Below are 17,414 nucleotides of genomic sequence, written 5' to 3' on the forward strand. Positions count from 1 at the left end.
GCACTGGCCGGTGCGGCCGACGGACAGCCGGATCCCCAACTGGCTTGCCAGCAGGGCGAATTCCTGGCTGGTGTATTGGCAGCCGCGGTCGGAGTGGAAGATCACGGAACCCGCGGGGCGGCGCTGGTGGCAGGCGGCTTGCAGTGCGTCGGCGACCAGTTCCGTGCGCAGATGGTCGGCGGTGGCCCAGCCGACCACCCGGCGGGAGGCGATGTCGATGACCGTGGCCAGGTAGAGCCAGCCCTCGTCGGTGGGGATGTAGGTGATGTCGCCGCACCAGCGGGCGTCCGTCGCAGTCGCCTCGGGTCGGAAGTCGCGGCCGACCAGGTCCGGGCGGGCGGCCGCGTGCGGGTCGGGGATCGTGGTGCGGTGTCGGCGTCTGCGGTGTCGGCCGGTGAGCCCGGCGGCCCGCATCAGCCGGGCGATGCGTCTGCGGCCGCAGGCCGTCCCCTCACGCTTGAGGACGGCGTGGATGCGCGGGGCGCCGTAGGCACCCCTGGACCGGGCGTGGACGGCGGTGATCTGCTCGGTCAGCTCCGCGTCCTGCACGGCTCGGGGACCGGGTGGTGCTGGTGCGGCGGGCGTAGAAGGCGGCACGGGAGACCTCCAGCAGTTCACAGGCCCGTTTGACGCTGTGACCTGCCTGCTTCTCCGCCTCGATGAACGGGTGCACCGTCACCGGGTCTCCTTCGCGAAGAAAGCCGTGGCCCGCTTGAGGATCTCCACGTCCTCGCGCAGGCGGCGGTTCTCCCGCCGCAGCTGGGCCAGTTCCTCGCGTTCGCTGCTGGTCAGGCCGTCACGCTTGGCGGCATCGACCTCGGCCTGCCTGAGCCAGTCGCGCACCGCGGTCTCGGTCAGGTCGAAGTCCTTGGCCACCTGACCCACTGAGCGGTCACCGCGTCGGCACAGCTCGACGATCTCGGCCTTGAACTCCGGCGTGAACGAGCGGCGAGGACGCGGCTTCTTCTTCCCCATGCTCTCCATGATGGACATCATCCTTCCGGGGCCGAAGCCCCTGATCTTCGATGTCCGTCAAAGCGGATCAAGCCCACTCGGGAGCGTCTGTGCTTCAGTCGACGGGAAGTCAGGCATGTCTATACCTCGCTTCATCCCACAGGCCTCAGCCACGCTGTCGTGGTGTGCCGTCGATGAGAACTGCCGTCGGCCAGCCCGTGATGACAGCTTCGGAGCTATAGCTCGGGAAGCTGTGATCATTTGAGGCCCGTTCGGGCGCTGACCTGGGCGGAGGCTCGGTGAGCGGCCTCGGCGGGCCGGGCCTCCCCGCTGTTCCCCGCTCGATCTGGTGCGCTTGTGGTGCGTGCCATGGGGGCTCCGAGGTGCATACGGCTGAACACATGCGAAGACCCCGGCCTCAGCGTTTCCCCTGGTGACGTGGTCGATGGGAACCTCATGCAAGGTGCCCCGGCAGGATTCGAACCTGGGCACACGCCACCGGAGGGCGCGTCGGTCCTGACCGTTTCCGCACGTCGTGTGGGCTACCCCTTGGGGCGGCTGGTCGTCCACATGTAGTCCACGCTGGCGACCCCGCACCGCTATGGGGTCGGCGTCTCGTGGTCAAAGTACCCGAGTAGCTCGCCACAAGGGGTCCAGCGGTCTCGGGGTACTACGCCACGATCCCCTGCGTCCACACAAACGCTTGGTGTGGGAACACCGGCCAGGCCGTCATCGATGACACTGTTCGGAATGTCGTCGGATAGGTCGGGTGCCACAGTTTGCGTCTCAGTGACAGTCACGGTCGGCGATGGAGCGGGCTCATCGTCCAGGCGAAACAGGAAGTTGATCCCGCCGAGGAACATGACAAGAGCGACGGCGGCAAGCAGCAGCCACCAGAGCGCGACGAACAGGCTGGGTTCGGATGGCGGCCGGCGACTAATCATGGCTCATCATGGCGCTCGGTCTCGGGTCATGCGGTGGCTTTGCGTGATCTCGTGAGCCGACACCCAAGCAGCCTGGTGCCAGCGTTCAGAGGTGGGGCCTGGCAGGCAGTCGGCACGGTCTGGCACCACCCCTGCGACGCGGGCAGGATCTTAGAAGATGCGGGCAGGCCCTGATGGGGTGGTCCGGCGGCACCTCGATGCCTCTGTTCCAGGTTGCCGAGTGCCGTTGCCGTCCGCCGTCGTTGCCGTCAGCATTGGCGTCACTGCGAGCGGTAGAGCCGGGAGACGACCATCCACTGCTTTTAGCACGCGAGCGGTACGCGCGGTGAACCCCTGTTCAGGTGGCGTGCGCTCCCTTTCTGCGCTGGTTGCCCCCTTGCGTGATTCACCTTGGGTGCAGCACGGTCTAGGGATGCTGCTCGGTGCTGGGCTGCAGGGCCACCAGGGGAGGGCGGTACGTCTTGGGTTCAGCCAGTCAATGGGCACGTGAGACCTTCGGGGACATAGCCGGTGAACTGGCGGACATCATCCCGGCTTGCCTCGCCTACGGACATGGCCTCTACGCAGTGCAATACGAGGAACTGGCCGCCGGTATCTCCCGGCTTGGGGAAGCTGTGCGCCTACGGGGACGCACGATGATGCTCGTCCGCGGCCACCTGATCTACCCCCTCCGCTACGCGAAGCAAGACGTCCCCGTCACGGCTGCACGTCTTCGTCGGGCCACAGGCTTTCGAGCAGACCTGATCCGCCGCCATGGCCACTTCCCAGGCAACCGGCGTTCGACCTTGACTGGGGAGAACTCGATGACTCCGAAGTACATCCAGATTTGGAGCTGCTTCCCGAAGAAGTACAGCCCGTCCTGGTCACCTATGCCTGTTCCATGGAGAAGGGCGTCATGCGGATTGAGTGGGGCTCCGCAGAGCTGCGCCGCGAGGACCGGTACCTGATTTGGCACCGTCACGAGCCGCTGCCGACCAGAGCTGGATTCTAGGTGGCAGGTTGCCCATTGCTCGGCTCCGCGGCAGTGCTGTCCTCTGTCACCGGGTCTTTAGCCCTCCATGGAGATTGGCGGATGGGAGATCAAGACACGGGGACCAAGCGCGCAGGTCAGGGTCTGTACGGCATTCGCTGGCTGTTTGGTCAACCCGGCCCGTCAACTCAAAATGAGCGCCGCTACATCGATTAGGAGCAGCGGTATATAGAAAAGACACAGAGTGGGTGACAGAATGACCCCTCGATGCGTGACGAGTTCCCTATATGGCGCCACGTCCATCGAGAAGGAAGGCACCCCTGGTTCGCTCTGTGCCACCGCACTGTAGAGCTTGCGAAATAGTCTCTCCTGCCGGAGGTAAAAGAAGTCAAGAAGCCAGAATCCAATGGTGGGGATTAGAGAGGCGAGCGCCAAGGAAGGGCGCTCGCTACTTACGGCAACCCCTACAAGAGCACCCGTGAGGGTGATGCTCCATCCGCGAATCAGAAATGAGTTATTGGCGAGACGGGTCACCGTGGATTGTATGAACTCCAAATGCTTTATTTGAGACCCGTTATCGCCTTCACTCATTCCCGGCCTCATTAGATCCTAGGTCCGTCACGGCTGTATAGTTTGTCACCTCTGCCGGAATTTCCTCACTCGATGGAGGCCACCCAGGGATTGGGTAAGCGGGGCTAAAGCCTTCTACTCTCCATTGACCCATTAGCTGTTTCATCAGGAAAGGAGCCGTACGTAGAGGCCCCGTACGTTCGTCCCAAATGATCACATCTCCGCCAGTCGGCGAAAGTAGGACGAGTTCATAGTCGATGCCGATCGGTCGAGGATTGCTGGCGGCGCCCCATGTTTCATCGATTGCTGAAAAGGCGTTCTGAAATTCGCCTAGTTGCGTCGCCATAAAATCCTTAGCTAGCGGATGGTTCGACTTCACTCCAGCGAGTGAACTGGCAAGTTCATCTCGCTCATAGGGCATGACATTCGGATGGTCCCTATTGGCCCAGATCCAAGCCTGCGTTAGAACCAAGCGAAGTTTCGGCGTGAGTAGCTCCCAAGCGCGAGTCATCTTCTTCTTCTGGACGGCTTTTACGAACTTGTTCGCGGTGTCAACAGGTCCGCCGTCTCGAAAATGCGCGTCCATGGCGTCCAGGGCGAGTCGGATGTTACGCCCTGCGATTTCTGTTGTCTGCTTGTCCGGATTGCTTTCCAGGGCCCTTTGGTATGCCGTGAGAGCTGGAGCCCAGTGTCCCAGGCGCTGATTCAGTTCACCGAGGGCGCAGTAAGCTGCGGCTCTCTGCGTTCCACGCAAGGAATCGAGTGTCGCAGTAATGTCGTTGATAGCGGCAAGAGGGTTACTGTCACCCAGAAGAATAGCCGCAGAGATGCGTGGATCCATTGTCGAGTGCGCGACAGGGTCGCTTTCACGCCTCAGGAGGGGCGGCGCTTCTCCAATCTGCGCTGGAACAAACTCCGGAGACTGCAACAGATGCCTGAGGAGCGGGATCAAGCTTGAATCGTCATCGGGGGATACAACGTACCTATTTGTGAGACTGAGCAACTTAGGAATGTGAGGTGCGTCATCTGGAGAAAAGACGACCGGAATGTACTTCATCTTTTCCGTAGTGCTGTAGTAGATGTCTGCCGTGATTAGCGTCCCTTCCCAGCGAACCCCAGCCCCGATTCCTGGCGCTTCTTTCTGGTTGAATCTCCGAGCATAGGTCTCGGTAGCCACAACGAGTACGAAGTCGGCCTCTTCTACTTGGGTGTGCATCCAGATGGGCCAGTTGGCAGGCGGATCGGTTTCAACAAAGAAATCAGCCCATGCGTCCACGCCGTTTCGACGGAGAGCTTGGACTAGGTTTAGTACGCGCTCCCTATGCTCACTGGAATCATGGGAATAAGACACGAAGATGCGAGGCGTGGAACCGGTGTGCATTTCCCCCTGCTTTCTCGGCATGGCAGCTAGCTTCGTGCAGGAAATTTTAGAGCATCCCTTGCCGGGTGAGAGGGTCCTCGCAGAGGTCGGTGGAGCGGCTTTGGGCGGGAGCTGCCATGGGGCGAGTGATCTTGGCCCTGTAAGCTGCCGGCGCGTCGGGCAGTCTGTGGACCTGCCCGGTAAAGCACGACGTTGGGGCCAAGATCTTCGAGGCTCGCCCCATGGTGGCTGCCTAAAGCCGTGGAGCCGACCGCCCCAGCCACAGAGGGTGTCTCCCCCTTCATGCCCGCAGCCGCCGAGCGCGCCGCCGGGCGCGGCCAGCCGGGGCGAAGACAGGAGGTAGGCCGCGCCGCAGAGGCGGCGCGCGCCCGCGCCGTGCGCGGGCCTTGATGACGTAGAGAAAGTCTGAGCCAACCGGCCTGTGCTACAGCCGGAACGACAGCTCCAACTCGTCGCCCGGGAGGTGGAACTCCTCCAGGGCGAGGGGCTTGTCCGACTCGGTGAGCGTCACGCGGATGATGTGGAGGAGCGGAACCCCGTCGGCCAGCCGTAGCGCCTGAGCCTGGTCGGGCAGGGGCATGCGGGTGCGGACGTACTCCGTGAAGTGGAGTTCGTGGCCCAGGTCGGTGAGTGCGGTGTAGAGCTCGGGCGTCGGCGGTGGGGCCTCTTCCTCGTACTTGGTGTCGATAAGTGCCGAGAACGGGATGTACGTCCGGTGGAGTTGGCGCAGGCGGCCGTGGTCTGCGGTCTGTAGGGCGTCGTACGTGAACATCGGCTCGCCTGGCGGGATGCGGAGCAGGTCGGCGAGGGCAAGCGGGGCGTCGGTTCGGGTGGCTACCGGCGGCTCGGCGTCCGTCCAGGTGATGCCGTCCGCCTCGACGTAGCGGCCCTCTGCGGTCCGGCGTACGCCGCGCGGGCGCGTGTGGCTGGGGCGGCTGTGCGGGGAGCGGGCGAAGGTGCCGCGGCCCATGATGGCTTCGACGAGGCCGGACGCCCGGAGTTCGCTGAGACCCTGACGGACAGTGGGGCGCGTCACACCGAACTGCTTGGCCAACGCCTCCTCCGACGGCAGCGGTTGGCCGGCCGGGAACGTGCCGTCCAAGATGCCATCGCGCAGGTAGTCGGCGATCTGCCGGTACTTCGGCTGCGTGTTCTTCGGTGGCATGCGGGCCCTCCACGGCAGGGGTATTGCTTCTTCCATCCGCGGACGGAAGTTCCCATCCGCGGATGGAAGTAGCTTCCCCCACTCGAAGGCGGTTGACAACCCGTAGTACGGGTGGCCACTCTTGTCTTCGGCACCCGTACTACGGGTCGTCTAGCAGCCCGAAGGGGGTGCCTTCGGGGCAGAGATGAGGAGATCCGAACAGTGGCAAGCCTTCCGATCGACACCGCGAAGTTCACGGGGATCATCTGCGCCGTGCCCCCGGCTCCGCGGGTCGCCAACCGTGAGACCGGTCAGCTCCGCGTAGACCGAGAAACCGGCAAGACCATGTACCAGGTCGGTCTCTGCCTGATGGCTGGTGCGTCGGCCGACGTCGTGACCGTGAGCGTCGCCGGTGAGCCGGCCGGGGTGCAGCTCGGCATGCCGGTGACCGTGCGGGACCTGGTCGCCACGCCGTGGGAAAACGAAGGGCGGCACGGGATCGCGTTCCGTGCGGCGGAGATCCGGCCCCTGAGCGCTCCCGCTTCGGCGGGCAAGGGGGCCGGGCAGTGATGACTCTGGCCTCCTCCACCACTTCGGCCGGTGTGATCGGGCCGAGTTGGGCTCTCGTGGTGGCCGCAGTGCTGGTGTCGGGCCTGCTTCTTGCGGGCCCGGCCCTGCGCCGTCGCTACCCTGTGGCCTGGTGGATGTTACTCGGCTTCCCAGCCGTGGTCTTCCGGGTCGTCCACACCTGGCGGCCCCTGATGGCCGGCTGCGGGCTCGCCGTGAGCCGTCGGCCGGCGCTGACGGTCGTGTCCGGGCTCGTCGGCAAGGGGACGCCTCCACCGCAGCCGCGCGTACCCCGCTGTGGCCTCATACGGCCTACCTCCAGCGGCTTCGCACTGTTCGTGCGGCTGCTGCCCGGACAGGTACCGGAGGACTTCGTCAAGGCCGCGCCCGCCATGGCGGAGGGCTGGCAGGTGCATGCGGTGCGCGTGACCTCCTGGAAGCCGGGAGTCGTACGGGTCGTCGCCTCGGCGGCTGATCCGTTGGCCTCTCCTCGCGTGCCGAAGCAGCGGGGTCCCGGTCATCTGCTCCGGGTGACCGTGGGCGTGCTGGAGACCGGCGCCGGGTGGGTGCTTGACCTGCGGCGCGTACCGCACTGGCTCATCGTCGGGGCCACCCGGTCAGGCAAATCGACACTCATCAACGCACTCGTTGCGGGCCTCGCTCCGCAACCCGTCGCCCTGGTCGGTATTGACTGCAAGGGCGGCATGGAACTGTCCCTCTACGAACCGCGATTGTCGGCCCTCGCGACCAACCGGGAGCAGGCTGTCCGGCTGCTGACGGCTCTCGTGGATCTGACCCTCGACCGTATGACCGTCTGCCGGGCGGCTCGGGTCCGGAACATCTGGGGTCTGCCGGACAAGGAACGCCCGGTACCCGTCGTGGTGATCGTCGACGAGATCGCGGAACTGTTCCTCGTCGCGAGCCGGAACGAGAAGGACGAGGCGCAGGCTGCCGGAACCGCACTGATCCGGCTGGCCCAACTGGGAGCGGCTCTCGGGGTCTTCCTCGTCGTCGCCGGCCAACGCGTCGGCTCGGACCTGGGGCCCGGCGTCACCGCGCTGCGGGCACAACTCGGCGGCCGGGTCTGCCACCGGGTGGCCGACCCCGGCACGGCGGAAATGGCGCTCGGAGATCTGAACCCCGATGCGCTGAAGGCGGCGCAGGCCATCACCCCGGAGCAGGCCGGTACGGCCGTCCTCGCCTCCAGTGACGGCTGGGAACGCGCCCGGTCCCACCTGATCACGGAGTCAGAGGCGGAAGCCGTGGCCGCCGAGTACGCGCACCTGACTCCCGTCCTGTCCGAACTGCACCTCGAAGCGCCGTGAAAGGGGACTGCCGTGCTGGTGTCCATGTCCGCCGTGCTGCTGCTCGGGCTGCTGATCTGGTTCCTCCTACGCATCCGCTACCTGAGGTGGGCCGACGCGCTGATCTGCGGAGCCTTCGGCTTCCTGCTCTCCCGAACCGTGGCCGCGCCGCTCGTTCAAGCCTTCCTCGACGGCGTGAACGGCTTCCTCGGCCAGCTCCGCTTCTGAGCACACCGCTCGTCTGAGAAGGGAACTCCCTGTGTCCAACTACGTCATCCGCTCCGGTGACCGCACCGCCTTCCTGGCGGGTCTGCGGGAGCTGGTCGACTTCCTGACCGCCAACCCGGCCGTCGCCGTACCGCGTCACGCGTCCGTCATCGTCCTGGTCGACGCCGCTGACCCTGTTGCCCGCCGAGCTGGGGTGGAGACCGTCGCCGCTCCGCTCGGGGTGCCGACGGAGGACATCGGCCTGGGCTACTTCGACGCACGCCGCGACTTCGGCCCGGTCTCGTTCGGTGTCGTCGGTGTCCCGCCCGAGGACCGGCAGTGATCGCCCGTACGACGGGCTCCCGACGGGGCGCGAAGTCGCCAAACCCGACCCCGTCAGGAACCCACTCCATCCGCCACGTGAGCAGTGAAAGGAGCACTCACACTTTGTCCACCGCGCATCATTCGCGCAAATCCCCGCCGCCCGACTGCGAACTCAGCCAGCGTGACACGCAGGTCTCGACCTGCGACGGGCGGGAACAGATCGTCCTCGTCGGCCTTGACGGAGCTGAGCAGCGCCTGTGCCCGGCACACGCTGCCGCACTCTGGCTCACGGACCCGACGCTCCGCTTCAGCGCCAAGACCCGGCCGGAGGGAATCTCGGCCGTGATGAGGCAGGCGTTCGGGCGCGGGGGTGGTCGCCGATGACCACTGCGATTGCGGTCGGCGCTGCCGCGCTGGTCATCAGGGCGGCGGAGCCTGACTTCGCCGCCTGGCGCCGGAACATCGTCCGCCTCGGTGGCTGCACCAATCCCATTCACCTGGTCGGTGCGGCAACCGTTTACGACTCGACGACCGGTGTGGCCGTACTCTCCTACGGTTCGGACGTCTACGGAGGTCGCCTGCTCACCGCGTGCGGCAACCGGCGTGCGACGGTCTGCCCGGCCTGCTCGGGCGTGTACCGGGCGGACACGTACCAACTCGTCCGGGCCGGCCTCGTCGGAGGCAAGAGCATCCCGGAGGCGGTGAGCGGGCATCCGCGCGTGTTCGCCACGCTCACCGCTCCCAGCTTCGGCCCGGTCCACACGCGCCGTGAGCGAGACGGGAGCGTGCGGGCCTGTCGGCCTCGCCGAGCGGAGGAGTGCTGCCCGCACGGGACTCCGACCGGATGCCGGGAGCGGCACCCGGCGGATGACCCCCGCCTTGGCGAACCGCTCTGCCCGCGCTGCTACGACTACGCGGGGGCCGTGCTCTGGCACGCGTTCGCCGGTCGGCTCTGGCACCGGTTCGGGCTGGAACTCCGGCGGGAGGTCGCCCGGCGGGCCGGGCTGTCGCGTAGTGAGTTCGGGGAGGTTGCCCGGCTCTCGTACGCGAAGGTCGCCGAGTACCAGCGGCGGGGCCTGGTCCACTTCCATGCCGTGATCAGGCTCGACGGTCCGGACGGGCCCGGCTCGGTCCCGCCGGGCTGGGCAACCGTGCCGCTCCTGGCGGACGCGGTGCGGGGCGTGGTCGGTCGAGTGCGGCTGACCGCTCCGGGCGCGAACGTCGTCGGTCCGCGGGTGCTGCGCTTCGGCACTCGGGCCGACGTACGGCCGGTCATCTCGTACGGCCGGGGCAGTGGTGAGCGGCCCGCTTCTGCCGGAGCCGTGGCGGGCTACATCGCCAAGTACGCCACCAAGGGAGCGGAGTCCGCCGGTGCGGTGGACGGCCGCATTCATCATGCGCGGGACATGGTCATGCTGCCGGTGCGTGCGCACGTGCTGCGCATGATTGGTACGTGCTGGTGGCTCGGCGGACTCCCGGAGTTCGCGCCTCTGGGCCTGCGCCGCTGGGCCCACATGCTCGGCTACGGCGGCCACTTCTCCACCAAGTCACGCCGGTACTCGACCACGCTCACCGCGCTCCGGCAGGCCCGTGCCGACCACCGTGCGGAGCATCAGCGGGCCTCCCTCGGCCTGGCCGACCGCCCCACGGTCACGGTCGGCGAGTGGCGTTACGCCGGGCGCGGCTACTCGCCGGAAGCGGCTCTCCTGGCGGCCTCGGTGCGGGAGGGCGGTGGTCTCCATGGCGCGTGAGAGCCGTGCGAGGACGACCGAGCTGCTCACGGTGCGGCAGGTCCTCGACGAACTGGGTGGCATCTCCCGGCGCACCTTCTACCGCTGGCGGGAACTGCGGCTCGCTCCTGCCTGCATCCGGCTGCCGAACGGGGAGCTGCGGATTCGTCGGGACGTGCTCAACGAGTGGTTGGAGGAGCGTGCGGAGGGGGCGGCATCGTGAAGTCGTACAAGGTGGCCGTCTGGAAGCTCAGCGTCAACCGCTCGGCGAAGAAGCCCACCCATCTCGTCCGCTGGACTGTGGACGGTCAGCCGTTCCATGAGTCCTACAAGACGAAAGCCCTGGCCGATCGTTTCCGGTCTCAGTTACTGCGGGCTGCGGACAAGGGCGAGCCCTTCGACACCGTGACCGGCCTGCCCGACTCACTGCGCGGTGGCAAGGCTGCCCTGTCGTTCCTGGACCTGGCGGTGAAGTACGTGGACGCCCGGTGGGCGGAGGCGTCGGCCAAGCAACGGGACAGCATGACGGACGCGCTGGCGACGGTCGTTCCCGTCCTGGTCAAGCCGGGGCGGGGCCGGCCTGGCCCTGAGGTACTGCGGCGGGCGCTGCGCTCGTACGTCCTGCCGGTTCCTCGCCGAGAGCGGGAGCGGCCGGAGGAGATCGCCGCGGCGGTGAAGTGGGTCGAGAAGGCGTCTCTGCCGGTGGCCGAACTGCAAGAGATCACCAGGGCGCATGACCTGATCGATGCGCTGGGTCGGAGGCTGGACGGCAAGCCTGCGGCGACGCAGACGTACCGACGACGACGCGCGGTGGTTTTTAACGTCCTCGAATATGCGGTGGAGCTGGAGCTTCTCCCGTCCAACCCACTGAGCAGGGTCCGGCGCAAGCGGGGGAAGCGGGCGTTGCAGGAGGTCGACCGCCGAGTGGTGGTCAACCCTCGGCAGGCTCGGGAGCTTCTGACCGCCCTCACGTACGTGGGCGGCTACGAGCGGGCGAGCGGGCGGCGGCTCCGGGCGTTCTTCGGGTGCCTCTACTACGCGGCCATGCGGCCGGGGGAGGCGCTCGGTCTTCGCCGTTCCGACTGCACGCTTCCCGAGTCGGGCTGGGGCCGGATCGAGCTGGCGGAGACCCGTCCCACGGCGGGTAAGGCATGGACGGATTCCGGTGAGGCGCACGACCGGCGCGGCCTGAAGCAGCGGGCACAGGGTGAGGTACGCATTGTCCCGATTCCGCCTCCGCTGGTGCGGCTGCTCCGCGACCACCTCAGGGAATTCGGCACGGCGAAGGACGGCCGGCTGTTCGCCAGCGAGCGGGGCAACGTGATCGCTGCCTCGTCGTACTCCCGGGCCTGGAAGCAGGCTCGGGAACTGGCACTCGTGCCGGACCAGGTGGCCTCGGTCCTGGCCTTCCGGCCGTACGACCTCCGGCACGCGGGAGTTTCCCAGTGGCTCAACTCCGGAGTGCCGGCGCCGGAGGTCGCCGCTCGGGCGGGCCACTCGGTGGACGTCCTGCTGAAGATCTACGCCAAGTGCATCGACGGCCAAGAACAGGAGATGAACGACCGGATCATGCAGGGGCTGGGGGAGGACTCGGCGGACTGACGCAACGACCGCTCGACTACGGGAGCCCCGGACTGCGGTCCGGGGCTTCGGCCTGTCCACAGGTGGTCCACGCGGCTACGCTCGGAGGGGCGCGAAACGCCATCTGACCTGCGGCGAAGCCGATCAAGATCATTACGTCGTCATTACGTGATCACTGGCAAACGGCTGCTTCCGGTGGCATCCGCCTGCGCATACGCGAAGACCCCGCGCTCAGCTAACTCGCTGGTCACGGGGTCTTTAGGCACTCCATGCGAAGTGCCCCCGGCAGGATTCGAACCTGCGCACACGGCTCCGGAGGCCGTTGCTCTATCCCCTGAGCTACGGGGGCGTGTCGGGCGCTTAGCTCTCGCTTGCGGCGACGGGTAGAACATTAGCAGGTCCGGCGGGGTGATCAGGAACCCGTTTCCCCGGGTGGGGGTCGGCGGGTCCCCTGTACGGGGTGGAAGTGGGGAAAACCCGGACGCGGTGGCCGGTCCGGACCTACTCTCGACTTGTGCCAGGCGCTTCGGGTCGGGTGCTTGTTGTGGACGACAACAAGGTCATCCGGCAGCTGATCAGGGTCAACCTCGAACTGGAAGGGCTTGAGGTCGTGACCGCGGCCGATGGTGCCGAGTGTCTGGACGTGGTGCACGAGGTGCGGCCCGACGTCGTGACGCTCGACGTCGTCATGCCCCGGCTGGACGGGCTCCGCACCGCCGCCCGCCTCCGGGCCGATCCCCGTACGCACCACCTGCCCCTCGCCATCATCAGCGCGTGTTCGCAGTACGAGGTCGAGACCGGCCTCGAAGTGGGCGTGGACGCCTTCCTCGCCAAGCCCTTCGAGCCGGCTGAGTTGGTACGCCTCGTGAAGCAACTCATGGAGCGGCGGATCGGGCCTGGGGGGCATCAAGGCGTTGTGGGCTCTGGGGGGCCTGGGGGATTTGGGGGCTCCGGGGGAGATCGCAGTGGTGGTGGTCCCGGTGCGGGCAGCCCCGGTGGGGGAAGGTCCGGTGCGGGAAGTCCCGGTGGGGGAGATCAGGGTGGGGGTGGTGAGGGAGAGGTCGATCGTGGTGAGGGCTCTCCTGCTCATGGAGCCGCTTCCGCTCCCGACGTCCCCTCCGCCCATCTAGCCGCAACCGCTTCCGACGCCCCCTCCGCTCATGGAGCCGCCTGCGCTCCTGAAACCACCTACGCTCACGGCGTCGCTCCCGATCAAGCAGTCACCCCCACTCACGCACTCCCCCCTCGTCCCGCGCCTTCCGAGGATTCCGGGAGCGTCCCGGATCCCGCGCTGCTCGACGGTCGCGGCTCCCGGGACGGCGGTCTCTCCGACGGTGTGCCGGGTGGGATGCCCTTCGGAGGGTAGGTCGGCCGGGGGCAGGGACAACCGGGTACGGAAAGCCGGGTAGTGATAACCGCCTCGCCTACCCACCCCCCTCCTCCCCTACGCTTGTCCCGTGACCCCCGTCGAGCTCTCCCGCACCGTGCTGCACGCGGTGCGTCGTGCTGTCGATGACGGGGAGCTGAGTGTGACCGTGCCCGAGCGCGCCGTGGTGACCGAGCCCGGACCCGGAGGGTGCGGGGACTTCGCCACCACCATCGCGCTCCAGCTCGCCCGGCCGGCCGGGCAGCCGGCGCTGCGGGTCGCCGAGATCCTGCGCGCCCGGCTCGCCGAGACCGAGGGCGTCCGGGACGTCGTCGTCACCGGGCCCGGGTTCCTCAACATCAGCCTCGACGAGCAGGTCGATCCCGTCGCCGGGCTGGTCCGGGAGATCCGGGAGAAGGGCACCCGGTACGGCTACGGAGACGCCCTCGCCGGACAGGTCGTCGCGCTCCGCGTGCCGTACGAGGTGCGGGCCGAGGTCGTCGCCGACGCCGTCGTACGCCTCGTGGGCACCCAGGGAGGGCGCGCCACCGTCGAGCACGGCGAGCCCGTCAACCTGCGGCCCGTGCCCGCGCCGGAGGACCCCGCCCCGCTCGGGCCCGACGCCGCCCGGTGGGCCCTCCTCCACCCCGCCCCGCACGACCGGCCCCGGATCACCGCCGATCACCTGATCCAGCGGGAGAGCAATCCGCTGTTCCGCGTGCGGTACGCCCACGCCCGCATCCGTGCCCTCAGCCGCAACGCCGCCCGCCTCGGCTTCTCCGCCGAGCCCGGCCCGATCGGACTCGTCCCGCAGCCCGGCGCCGGGATCTCCGGCACCTGTGCGCGGAGTGGTGGACGCCGTCCGGGCGTTTCCGCGGAGGCCGCCGGTGACCCCTTCGGGACCTCCGCGAGCGCCGGTGGCCACAGCCTTCTCGGTCCCCTCGCGCACGCCGATGCCGCCCCCCTCGCCGGCCTCGGCTCCGCGCACGCCGGCCTCGGCTCCGCGCACGCCGACCTCGGCCCTGCGAACGCCGACCTCGGCCCCGCGAACGCCGGCCTCGGCTCCGCGGACGCCGACCCCGGCTCCGCGGACGCCGGCCCCGGCCCCGCGCACGCCGACCCCGCCCCGTCCGCACCCCTCACGCCCGCCGACACCGTCCCCCTCGGCCCGCACGCGGACACCCCCACCCCGGCCGCCGCCGAGACCCCCACCCCGCTCCCCCTCCTCACCCCCCTAGCCGCCCACCCCCGCATCCTCGCCGTGGCCGCCACCCGTCGTGCCCCGGATCGGCTTGCCCGGCATCTCGTCACCGTCGCCGATGCCGTGCTGCCTCTGTTGCCCTGCGTGCTTCCCGTCGGCGAGGAGAAACCCTCGGCCGCCCACCGCGCCCGGCTCGCCCTCGCCGAAGCTGCCGGGACGGTGCTGGCCGGCGGCCTGTCCCTGCTCGGCATCGACGCACCCGAACACCTCTGAGGCGCGCGAGCAGACGCGCCCCGGAGAGAGACAGAGAGTCTGAGAGTCACGTCATGAGCCGTTCCGCCCACCCCGCCGGGCCCCGCCACGCCGATGTCCTGCCCGAGGGGCACTACTCCGCGCCGCCCGCCGACCTCAACGTCCTGGACCAGAAGGTGTGGGCCCAGACCGTCACGCGCGGCGACGACGGCGTGGTCACCGTCGGCGGGATCCCGGTCAGCCGGCTCGCCGAGGAGTTCGGCACCCCCGCCTACGTCCTCGACGAGGCCGACTTCCGGTCCCGCGCGCGTGCCTGGCGTACCGCGTTCGGGCCGGACGCCGACGTCTTCTACGCCGGGAAGGCATTCCTCTCCCGGGCCGTCGTGCGGTGGCTGAACGAGGAGGGCCTCAACCTGGACGTGTGTTCCGGTGGCGAGCTCGCCACCGCGCTGTCCGCCGGGATGCCCGCCGAGCGCGTCGCCTTCCACGGCAACAACAAGTCCGTCGCGGAGATCACCCGGGCCGTCGAGGCCGGTGTCGGGCGGATCGTGCTCGACTCCTTCCAGGAGATCGTGCGGGTCGCCCATGTCGCGCAGTCGCTCGGCAAGCGGCAGAAGGTGCAGATCCGGATCACCGTGGGAGTCGAGGCGCACACCCACGAGTTCATCGCCACCGCCCACGAGGACCAGAAGTTCGGGATTCCGCTCGCCGGGGGGCAGGCCGCCGAGGCCGTACGGCGGGCCCTTCAGCTCGAAGGGCTGGAGCTGATCGGGATCCACTCCCACATCGGGTCGCAGATCTTCGACATGTCGGGCTTCGAGGTCGCCGCCCACCGTGTCATCGGGCTGCTCAAGGACATCCGGGACGAGCACGGGGTCGAACTGCCGGAGATCGACCTGGGGGGCGGGCTCGGGATCGCCTACACCAGTGACGACGATCCCCGGGAGCCGCACGAGATCGCCAAGGCGCTCACCGAGATCGTCACGCGGGAGTGCGAGGCCGCCCGGCTGCGCACGCCCCGGATCTCCGTCGAGCCCGGGCGCGCCATCGTCGGCCCGACCGCCTTCACGCTGTACGAGGTCGGCACGGTCAAGCCGCTCGACGGGCTGCGCACGTACGTCTCCGTCGACGGCGGCATGTCGGACAACATCCGGACCGCGCTGTACGACGCCGAGTACAGCGTCGCCCTCGTGTCCCGCGCCTCCGACGCCGAGCCGATGCTCGCCCGTGTCGTCGGCAAGCACTGCGAGAGCGGGGACATCGTGGTCAAGGACGCGTTCCTGCCCTCGGACCTGGCGCCGGGCGACCTGATCGCCGTACCGGCGACGGGGGCGTACTGCCGGTCCATGGCCAGCAACTACAACCACGTCCTGCGCCCGCCCGTCGTCGCCGTACGGGACGGCGAGGCGCGGGTGATCGTCCGCCGGGAGACGGAGGAGGACCTCCTGCGTCTCGACGTCGGGTGACCCGGACGGCCGCCCGTGGGAGGGGCCGGAAGATCTGCGGTCTCGCGGTCCCGTACAAATGAAATAGATGTCTCACGATCCGGACGAAGGGTAGAAACTCCCGTCCGGTGAGTGAGACTGGTCCAACCGTAGACGGTAAGAGGAAACGAGGTCGGATGATGCGTACGCGTCCGCTGAAGGTGGCGCTGCTGGGCTGTGGAGTGGTCGGCTCAGAGGTGGCGCGCATCATGACGACGCACGCCGACGACCTCGCCGCGAGGATCGGGGCGCCCGTGGAGCTCGCGGGCGTGGCCGTACGGCGGCCCGCCAAGGTGCGTGAGGGCATCGACCCCTCCCTCGTCACCACCGACGCCACCGCCCTCGTCAAACGCGGCGACATCGACGTGGTGGTCGAGGTCATCGGCGGGATCGAGCCCGCCCGGTCCCTCATCACCACCGCCTTCGAGCACGGCGCCTCCGTCGTCTCCGCCAACAAGGCCCTGCTCGCCCAGGACGGGGCCGCCCTGCACGCCGCCGCCGGGGCGCACGGTCGCGACCTCTACTACGAGGCCGCCGTCGCCGGTGCCATCCCGCTGATCCGCCCGCTGCGCGAGTCCCTCGCCGGTGACAAGGTCAACCGCGTGCTCGGCATCGTCAACGGCACGACCAACTTCATCCTCGACAAGATGGACTCGACCGGCGCCGGGTACCAGGAGGCCCTGGACGAGGCCACCGCCCTGGGGTACGCCGAGGCCGACCCGACCGCAGACGTCGAAGGGTTCGACGCCGCCGCCAAGGCCGCCATCCTCGCCGGGATCGCCTTCCACACGCGCGTGCGCCTCGACGACGTCTACCGCGAGGGCATGACCGAGGTCACCGCCGCCGACTTCCGCTCCGCCAAGGAGATGGGCTGCACCATCAAGCTGCTCGCCATCTGCGAGCGGTCCGCGGACGGTACGTCCGTCACCGCGCGCGTGCACCCCGCGATGATCCCGCTCAGCCACCCGCTCGCCTCCGTGCGCGGCGCGTACAACGCCGTCTTCGTGGAGAGCGACGCCGCTGGGCAGCTGATGTTCTACGGCCCGGGCGCCGGCGGTTCGCCCACCGCCTCGGCCGTGCTCGGCGACCTGGTCGCCGTCTGCCGCAACCGGCTGAACGGCGCCACCGGGCCGGGCGAGTCGGCGTACGCCGACCTGACCGTCTCCCCGATGGGCGACGTCGTCACCCGGTACCACATCAGCCTTGACGTGGCCGACAAACCGGGCGTGCTCGCCCAGGTCGCCACCGTCTTCGCCGAGCACGGCGTGTCGATCGACACCGTTCGGCAGCAGGGCAAGGACGGCGAGGCCTCCCTCGTCGTCGTCACCCACCGGGCCTTCGACGCCTCCCTCTCCGGGACCGTCGAGGCACTGCGCAAGCTCGACACCGTGCGGGGTGTCGCCAGCATCATGCGGGTTGAAGGAGAGTAACCAGC

At 68.4% G+C, this 17,414-nt stretch carries 14 protein-coding genes, 2 tRNA genes and 2 pseudogenes; 12 read left to right on the forward strand and 6 right to left on the reverse strand.

Features of this window, described 5'->3' with window-relative positions:
• The 3 genes from IE294_RS31270 to IE294_RS31280 all read right to left on the reverse strand — a co-directional run.
• On the reverse strand, window positions 1-618 hold a 618-nt coding region (locus IE294_RS31270; RefSeq protein WP_306433483.1), incomplete at its 3' end, for an IS3 family transposase.
• Between the two features lie 57 nt (window positions 619-675).
• A complete protein-coding gene (locus tag IE294_RS31275; RefSeq protein ID WP_189891644.1) occupies window positions 676-984 on the reverse strand; it encodes a transposase in 309 nt (102 codons plus the stop codon).
• A gap of 434 nt (window positions 985-1,418) precedes the next feature.
• Window positions 1,419-1,487 (reverse strand) — tRNA-Arg (locus IE294_RS31280).
• Window positions 1,488-2,359: 872 nt separating this feature from the next.
• On the opposite strand from IE294_RS31280, the pseudogene IE294_RS47955 reads away from it, so the two are divergent.
• Window positions 2,360-2,889: pseudogene (locus IE294_RS47955) on the forward strand (hypothetical protein).
• A gap of 562 nt (window positions 2,890-3,451) precedes the next feature.
• Here the strand turns inward: IE294_RS47955 and IE294_RS31285 are convergent.
• Both IE294_RS31285 and IE294_RS31290 read right to left on the reverse strand, forming a co-directional pair.
• Complete coding sequence (locus tag IE294_RS31285; protein WP_189891646.1) at window positions 3,452-4,840, reverse strand: SEFIR domain-containing protein; 1,389 nt, start codon at window positions 4,838-4,840, stop codon at window positions 3,452-3,454.
• A 403-nt stretch (window positions 4,841-5,243) separates the two neighbouring features.
• Window positions 5,244-5,984 carry a GntR family transcriptional regulator gene (locus IE294_RS31290; RefSeq protein WP_189891648.1) on the reverse strand — a complete coding sequence of 247 codons (741 nt, stop codon included), beginning with the start codon at window positions 5,982-5,984 and terminating at the stop codon, window positions 5,244-5,246.
• Window positions 5,985-6,185: 201 nt separating this feature from the next.
• On the opposite strand from IE294_RS31290, the gene IE294_RS31295 reads away from it, so the two are divergent.
• The 7 genes from IE294_RS31295 to IE294_RS31325 all read left to right on the forward strand — a co-directional run bounded on the left by IE294_RS31295 (window position 6,186) and on the right by IE294_RS31325 (window position 11,697).
• Window positions 6,186-6,533, forward strand: coding sequence for an SCO3933 family regulatory protein (locus IE294_RS31295; RefSeq protein WP_189891650.1), 348 nt, complete (start codon window positions 6,186-6,188; stop codon window positions 6,531-6,533).
• Window positions 6,533-7,855 (forward strand): FtsK/SpoIIIE domain-containing protein, encoded by a 1,323-nt coding sequence (locus IE294_RS31300; protein ID WP_189891651.1) that lies wholly within the window; start codon window positions 6,533-6,535, stop codon window positions 7,853-7,855. Before IE294_RS31295 ends, IE294_RS31300 begins: the two co-directional genes overlap by 1 nt.
• 12 nt (window positions 7,856-7,867) lie before the next feature.
• Entirely contained in the window at window positions 7,868-8,062 is a 195-nt protein-coding gene (locus IE294_RS31305) for a hypothetical protein (protein WP_189891654.1), read from the forward strand.
• Window positions 8,063-8,093: 31 nt separating this feature from the next.
• Window positions 8,094-8,384 (forward strand): hypothetical protein, encoded by a 291-nt coding sequence (locus IE294_RS31310; RefSeq protein ID WP_189891656.1) that lies wholly within the window; start codon window positions 8,094-8,096, stop codon window positions 8,382-8,384.
• Between the two features lie 361 nt (window positions 8,385-8,745).
• Window positions 8,746-10,116: a replication initiator gene (locus IE294_RS31315; RefSeq protein WP_189891658.1), complete on the forward strand. Its 1,371-nt coding sequence runs from the start codon at window positions 8,746-8,748 to the stop codon at window positions 10,114-10,116.
• The gene (locus tag IE294_RS31320) at window positions 10,106-10,318 is read left to right on the forward strand and encodes a helix-turn-helix transcriptional regulator (protein ID WP_189891659.1); all 213 of its coding nucleotides are present in this window, start codon (window positions 10,106-10,108) and stop codon (window positions 10,316-10,318) included. Before IE294_RS31315 ends, IE294_RS31320 begins: the two co-directional genes overlap by 11 nt.
• Window positions 10,315-11,697 carry a tyrosine-type recombinase/integrase gene (locus IE294_RS31325; protein WP_189891661.1) on the forward strand — a complete coding sequence of 461 codons (1,383 nt, stop codon included), beginning with the start codon at window positions 10,315-10,317 and terminating at the stop codon, window positions 11,695-11,697. Before IE294_RS31320 ends, IE294_RS31325 begins: the two co-directional genes overlap by 4 nt.
• Before the next feature lie 256 nt (window positions 11,698-11,953).
• On the opposite strand, the gene IE294_RS31330 is transcribed toward IE294_RS31325, so the two are convergent.
• Window positions 11,954-12,025: transfer RNA gene (locus tag IE294_RS31330), tRNA-Arg, on the reverse strand.
• A gap of 117 nt (window positions 12,026-12,142) precedes the next feature.
• On the opposite strand from IE294_RS31330, the pseudogene IE294_RS31335 reads away from it, so the two are divergent.
• The 4 genes and pseudogenes from IE294_RS31335 to IE294_RS31355 form a co-directional block, all read left to right on the forward strand.
• A pseudogene (locus IE294_RS31335) lies at window positions 12,143-12,688 on the forward strand (response regulator); the annotation flags it as partial.
• A gap of 445 nt (window positions 12,689-13,133) precedes the next feature.
• Window positions 13,134-14,516 (forward strand): ArgS-related anticodon-binding protein NrtL, encoded by a 1,383-nt coding sequence (gene nrtL, locus IE294_RS50155; RefSeq protein ID WP_189891663.1) that lies wholly within the window; start codon window positions 13,134-13,136, stop codon window positions 14,514-14,516.
• Between the two features lie 53 nt (window positions 14,517-14,569).
• Window positions 14,570-15,961, forward strand: a complete 1,392-nt coding sequence (lysA, locus tag IE294_RS31350; protein WP_189891665.1) for a diaminopimelate decarboxylase — start codon at window positions 14,570-14,572, stop codon at window positions 15,959-15,961.
• 158 nt (window positions 15,962-16,119) lie between these two features.
• Window positions 16,120-17,409, forward strand: coding sequence for a homoserine dehydrogenase (locus IE294_RS31355; protein WP_041665996.1), 1,290 nt, complete (start codon window positions 16,120-16,122; stop codon window positions 17,407-17,409).
• The last annotated feature ends 5 nt before the right edge of the window (window positions 17,410-17,414 follow it).

The sequence above is a fragment of the Streptomyces canarius genome (genome assembly GCF_014650735.1).
Lineage (GTDB): Bacteria > Actinomycetota > Actinomycetes > Streptomycetales > Streptomycetaceae > Streptomyces > Streptomyces olivaceoviridis.

Bases quoted from the DNA above. Each gene is read 5' to 3' on its own strand.
- IE294_RS31300 (WP_189891651.1), top strand. From the start codon at position 6,533: ATGACTCTGGCCTCCTCCACCACTTCGGCCGGTGTGATCGGGCCGAGT.
- lysA (WP_189891665.1), top strand. From the start codon at position 14,570: ATGAGCCGTTCCGCCCACCCCGCCGGGCCCCGCCACGCCGATGTCCTG.
- IE294_RS31315 (WP_189891658.1), top strand. From the start codon at position 8,746: ATGACCACTGCGATTGCGGTCGGCGCTGCCGCGCTGGTCATCAGGGCG.
- IE294_RS31320 (WP_189891659.1), top strand. From the start codon at position 10,106: ATGGCGCGTGAGAGCCGTGCGAGGACGACCGAGCTGCTCACGGTGCGG.
- IE294_RS31275 (WP_189891644.1), bottom strand. From the start codon at position 984: ATGGAGAGCATGGGGAAGAAGAAGCCGCGTCCTCGCCGCTCGTTCACG.
- IE294_RS31355 (WP_041665996.1), top strand. From the start codon at position 16,120: ATGCGTACGCGTCCGCTGAAGGTGGCGCTGCTGGGCTGTGGAGTGGTC.
- IE294_RS31290 (WP_189891648.1), bottom strand. From the start codon at position 5,984: ATGCCACCGAAGAACACGCAGCCGAAGTACCGGCAGATCGCCGACTAC.
- IE294_RS31285 (WP_189891646.1), bottom strand. From the start codon at position 4,840: ATGCCGAGAAAGCAGGGGGAAATGCACACCGGTTCCACGCCTCGCATC.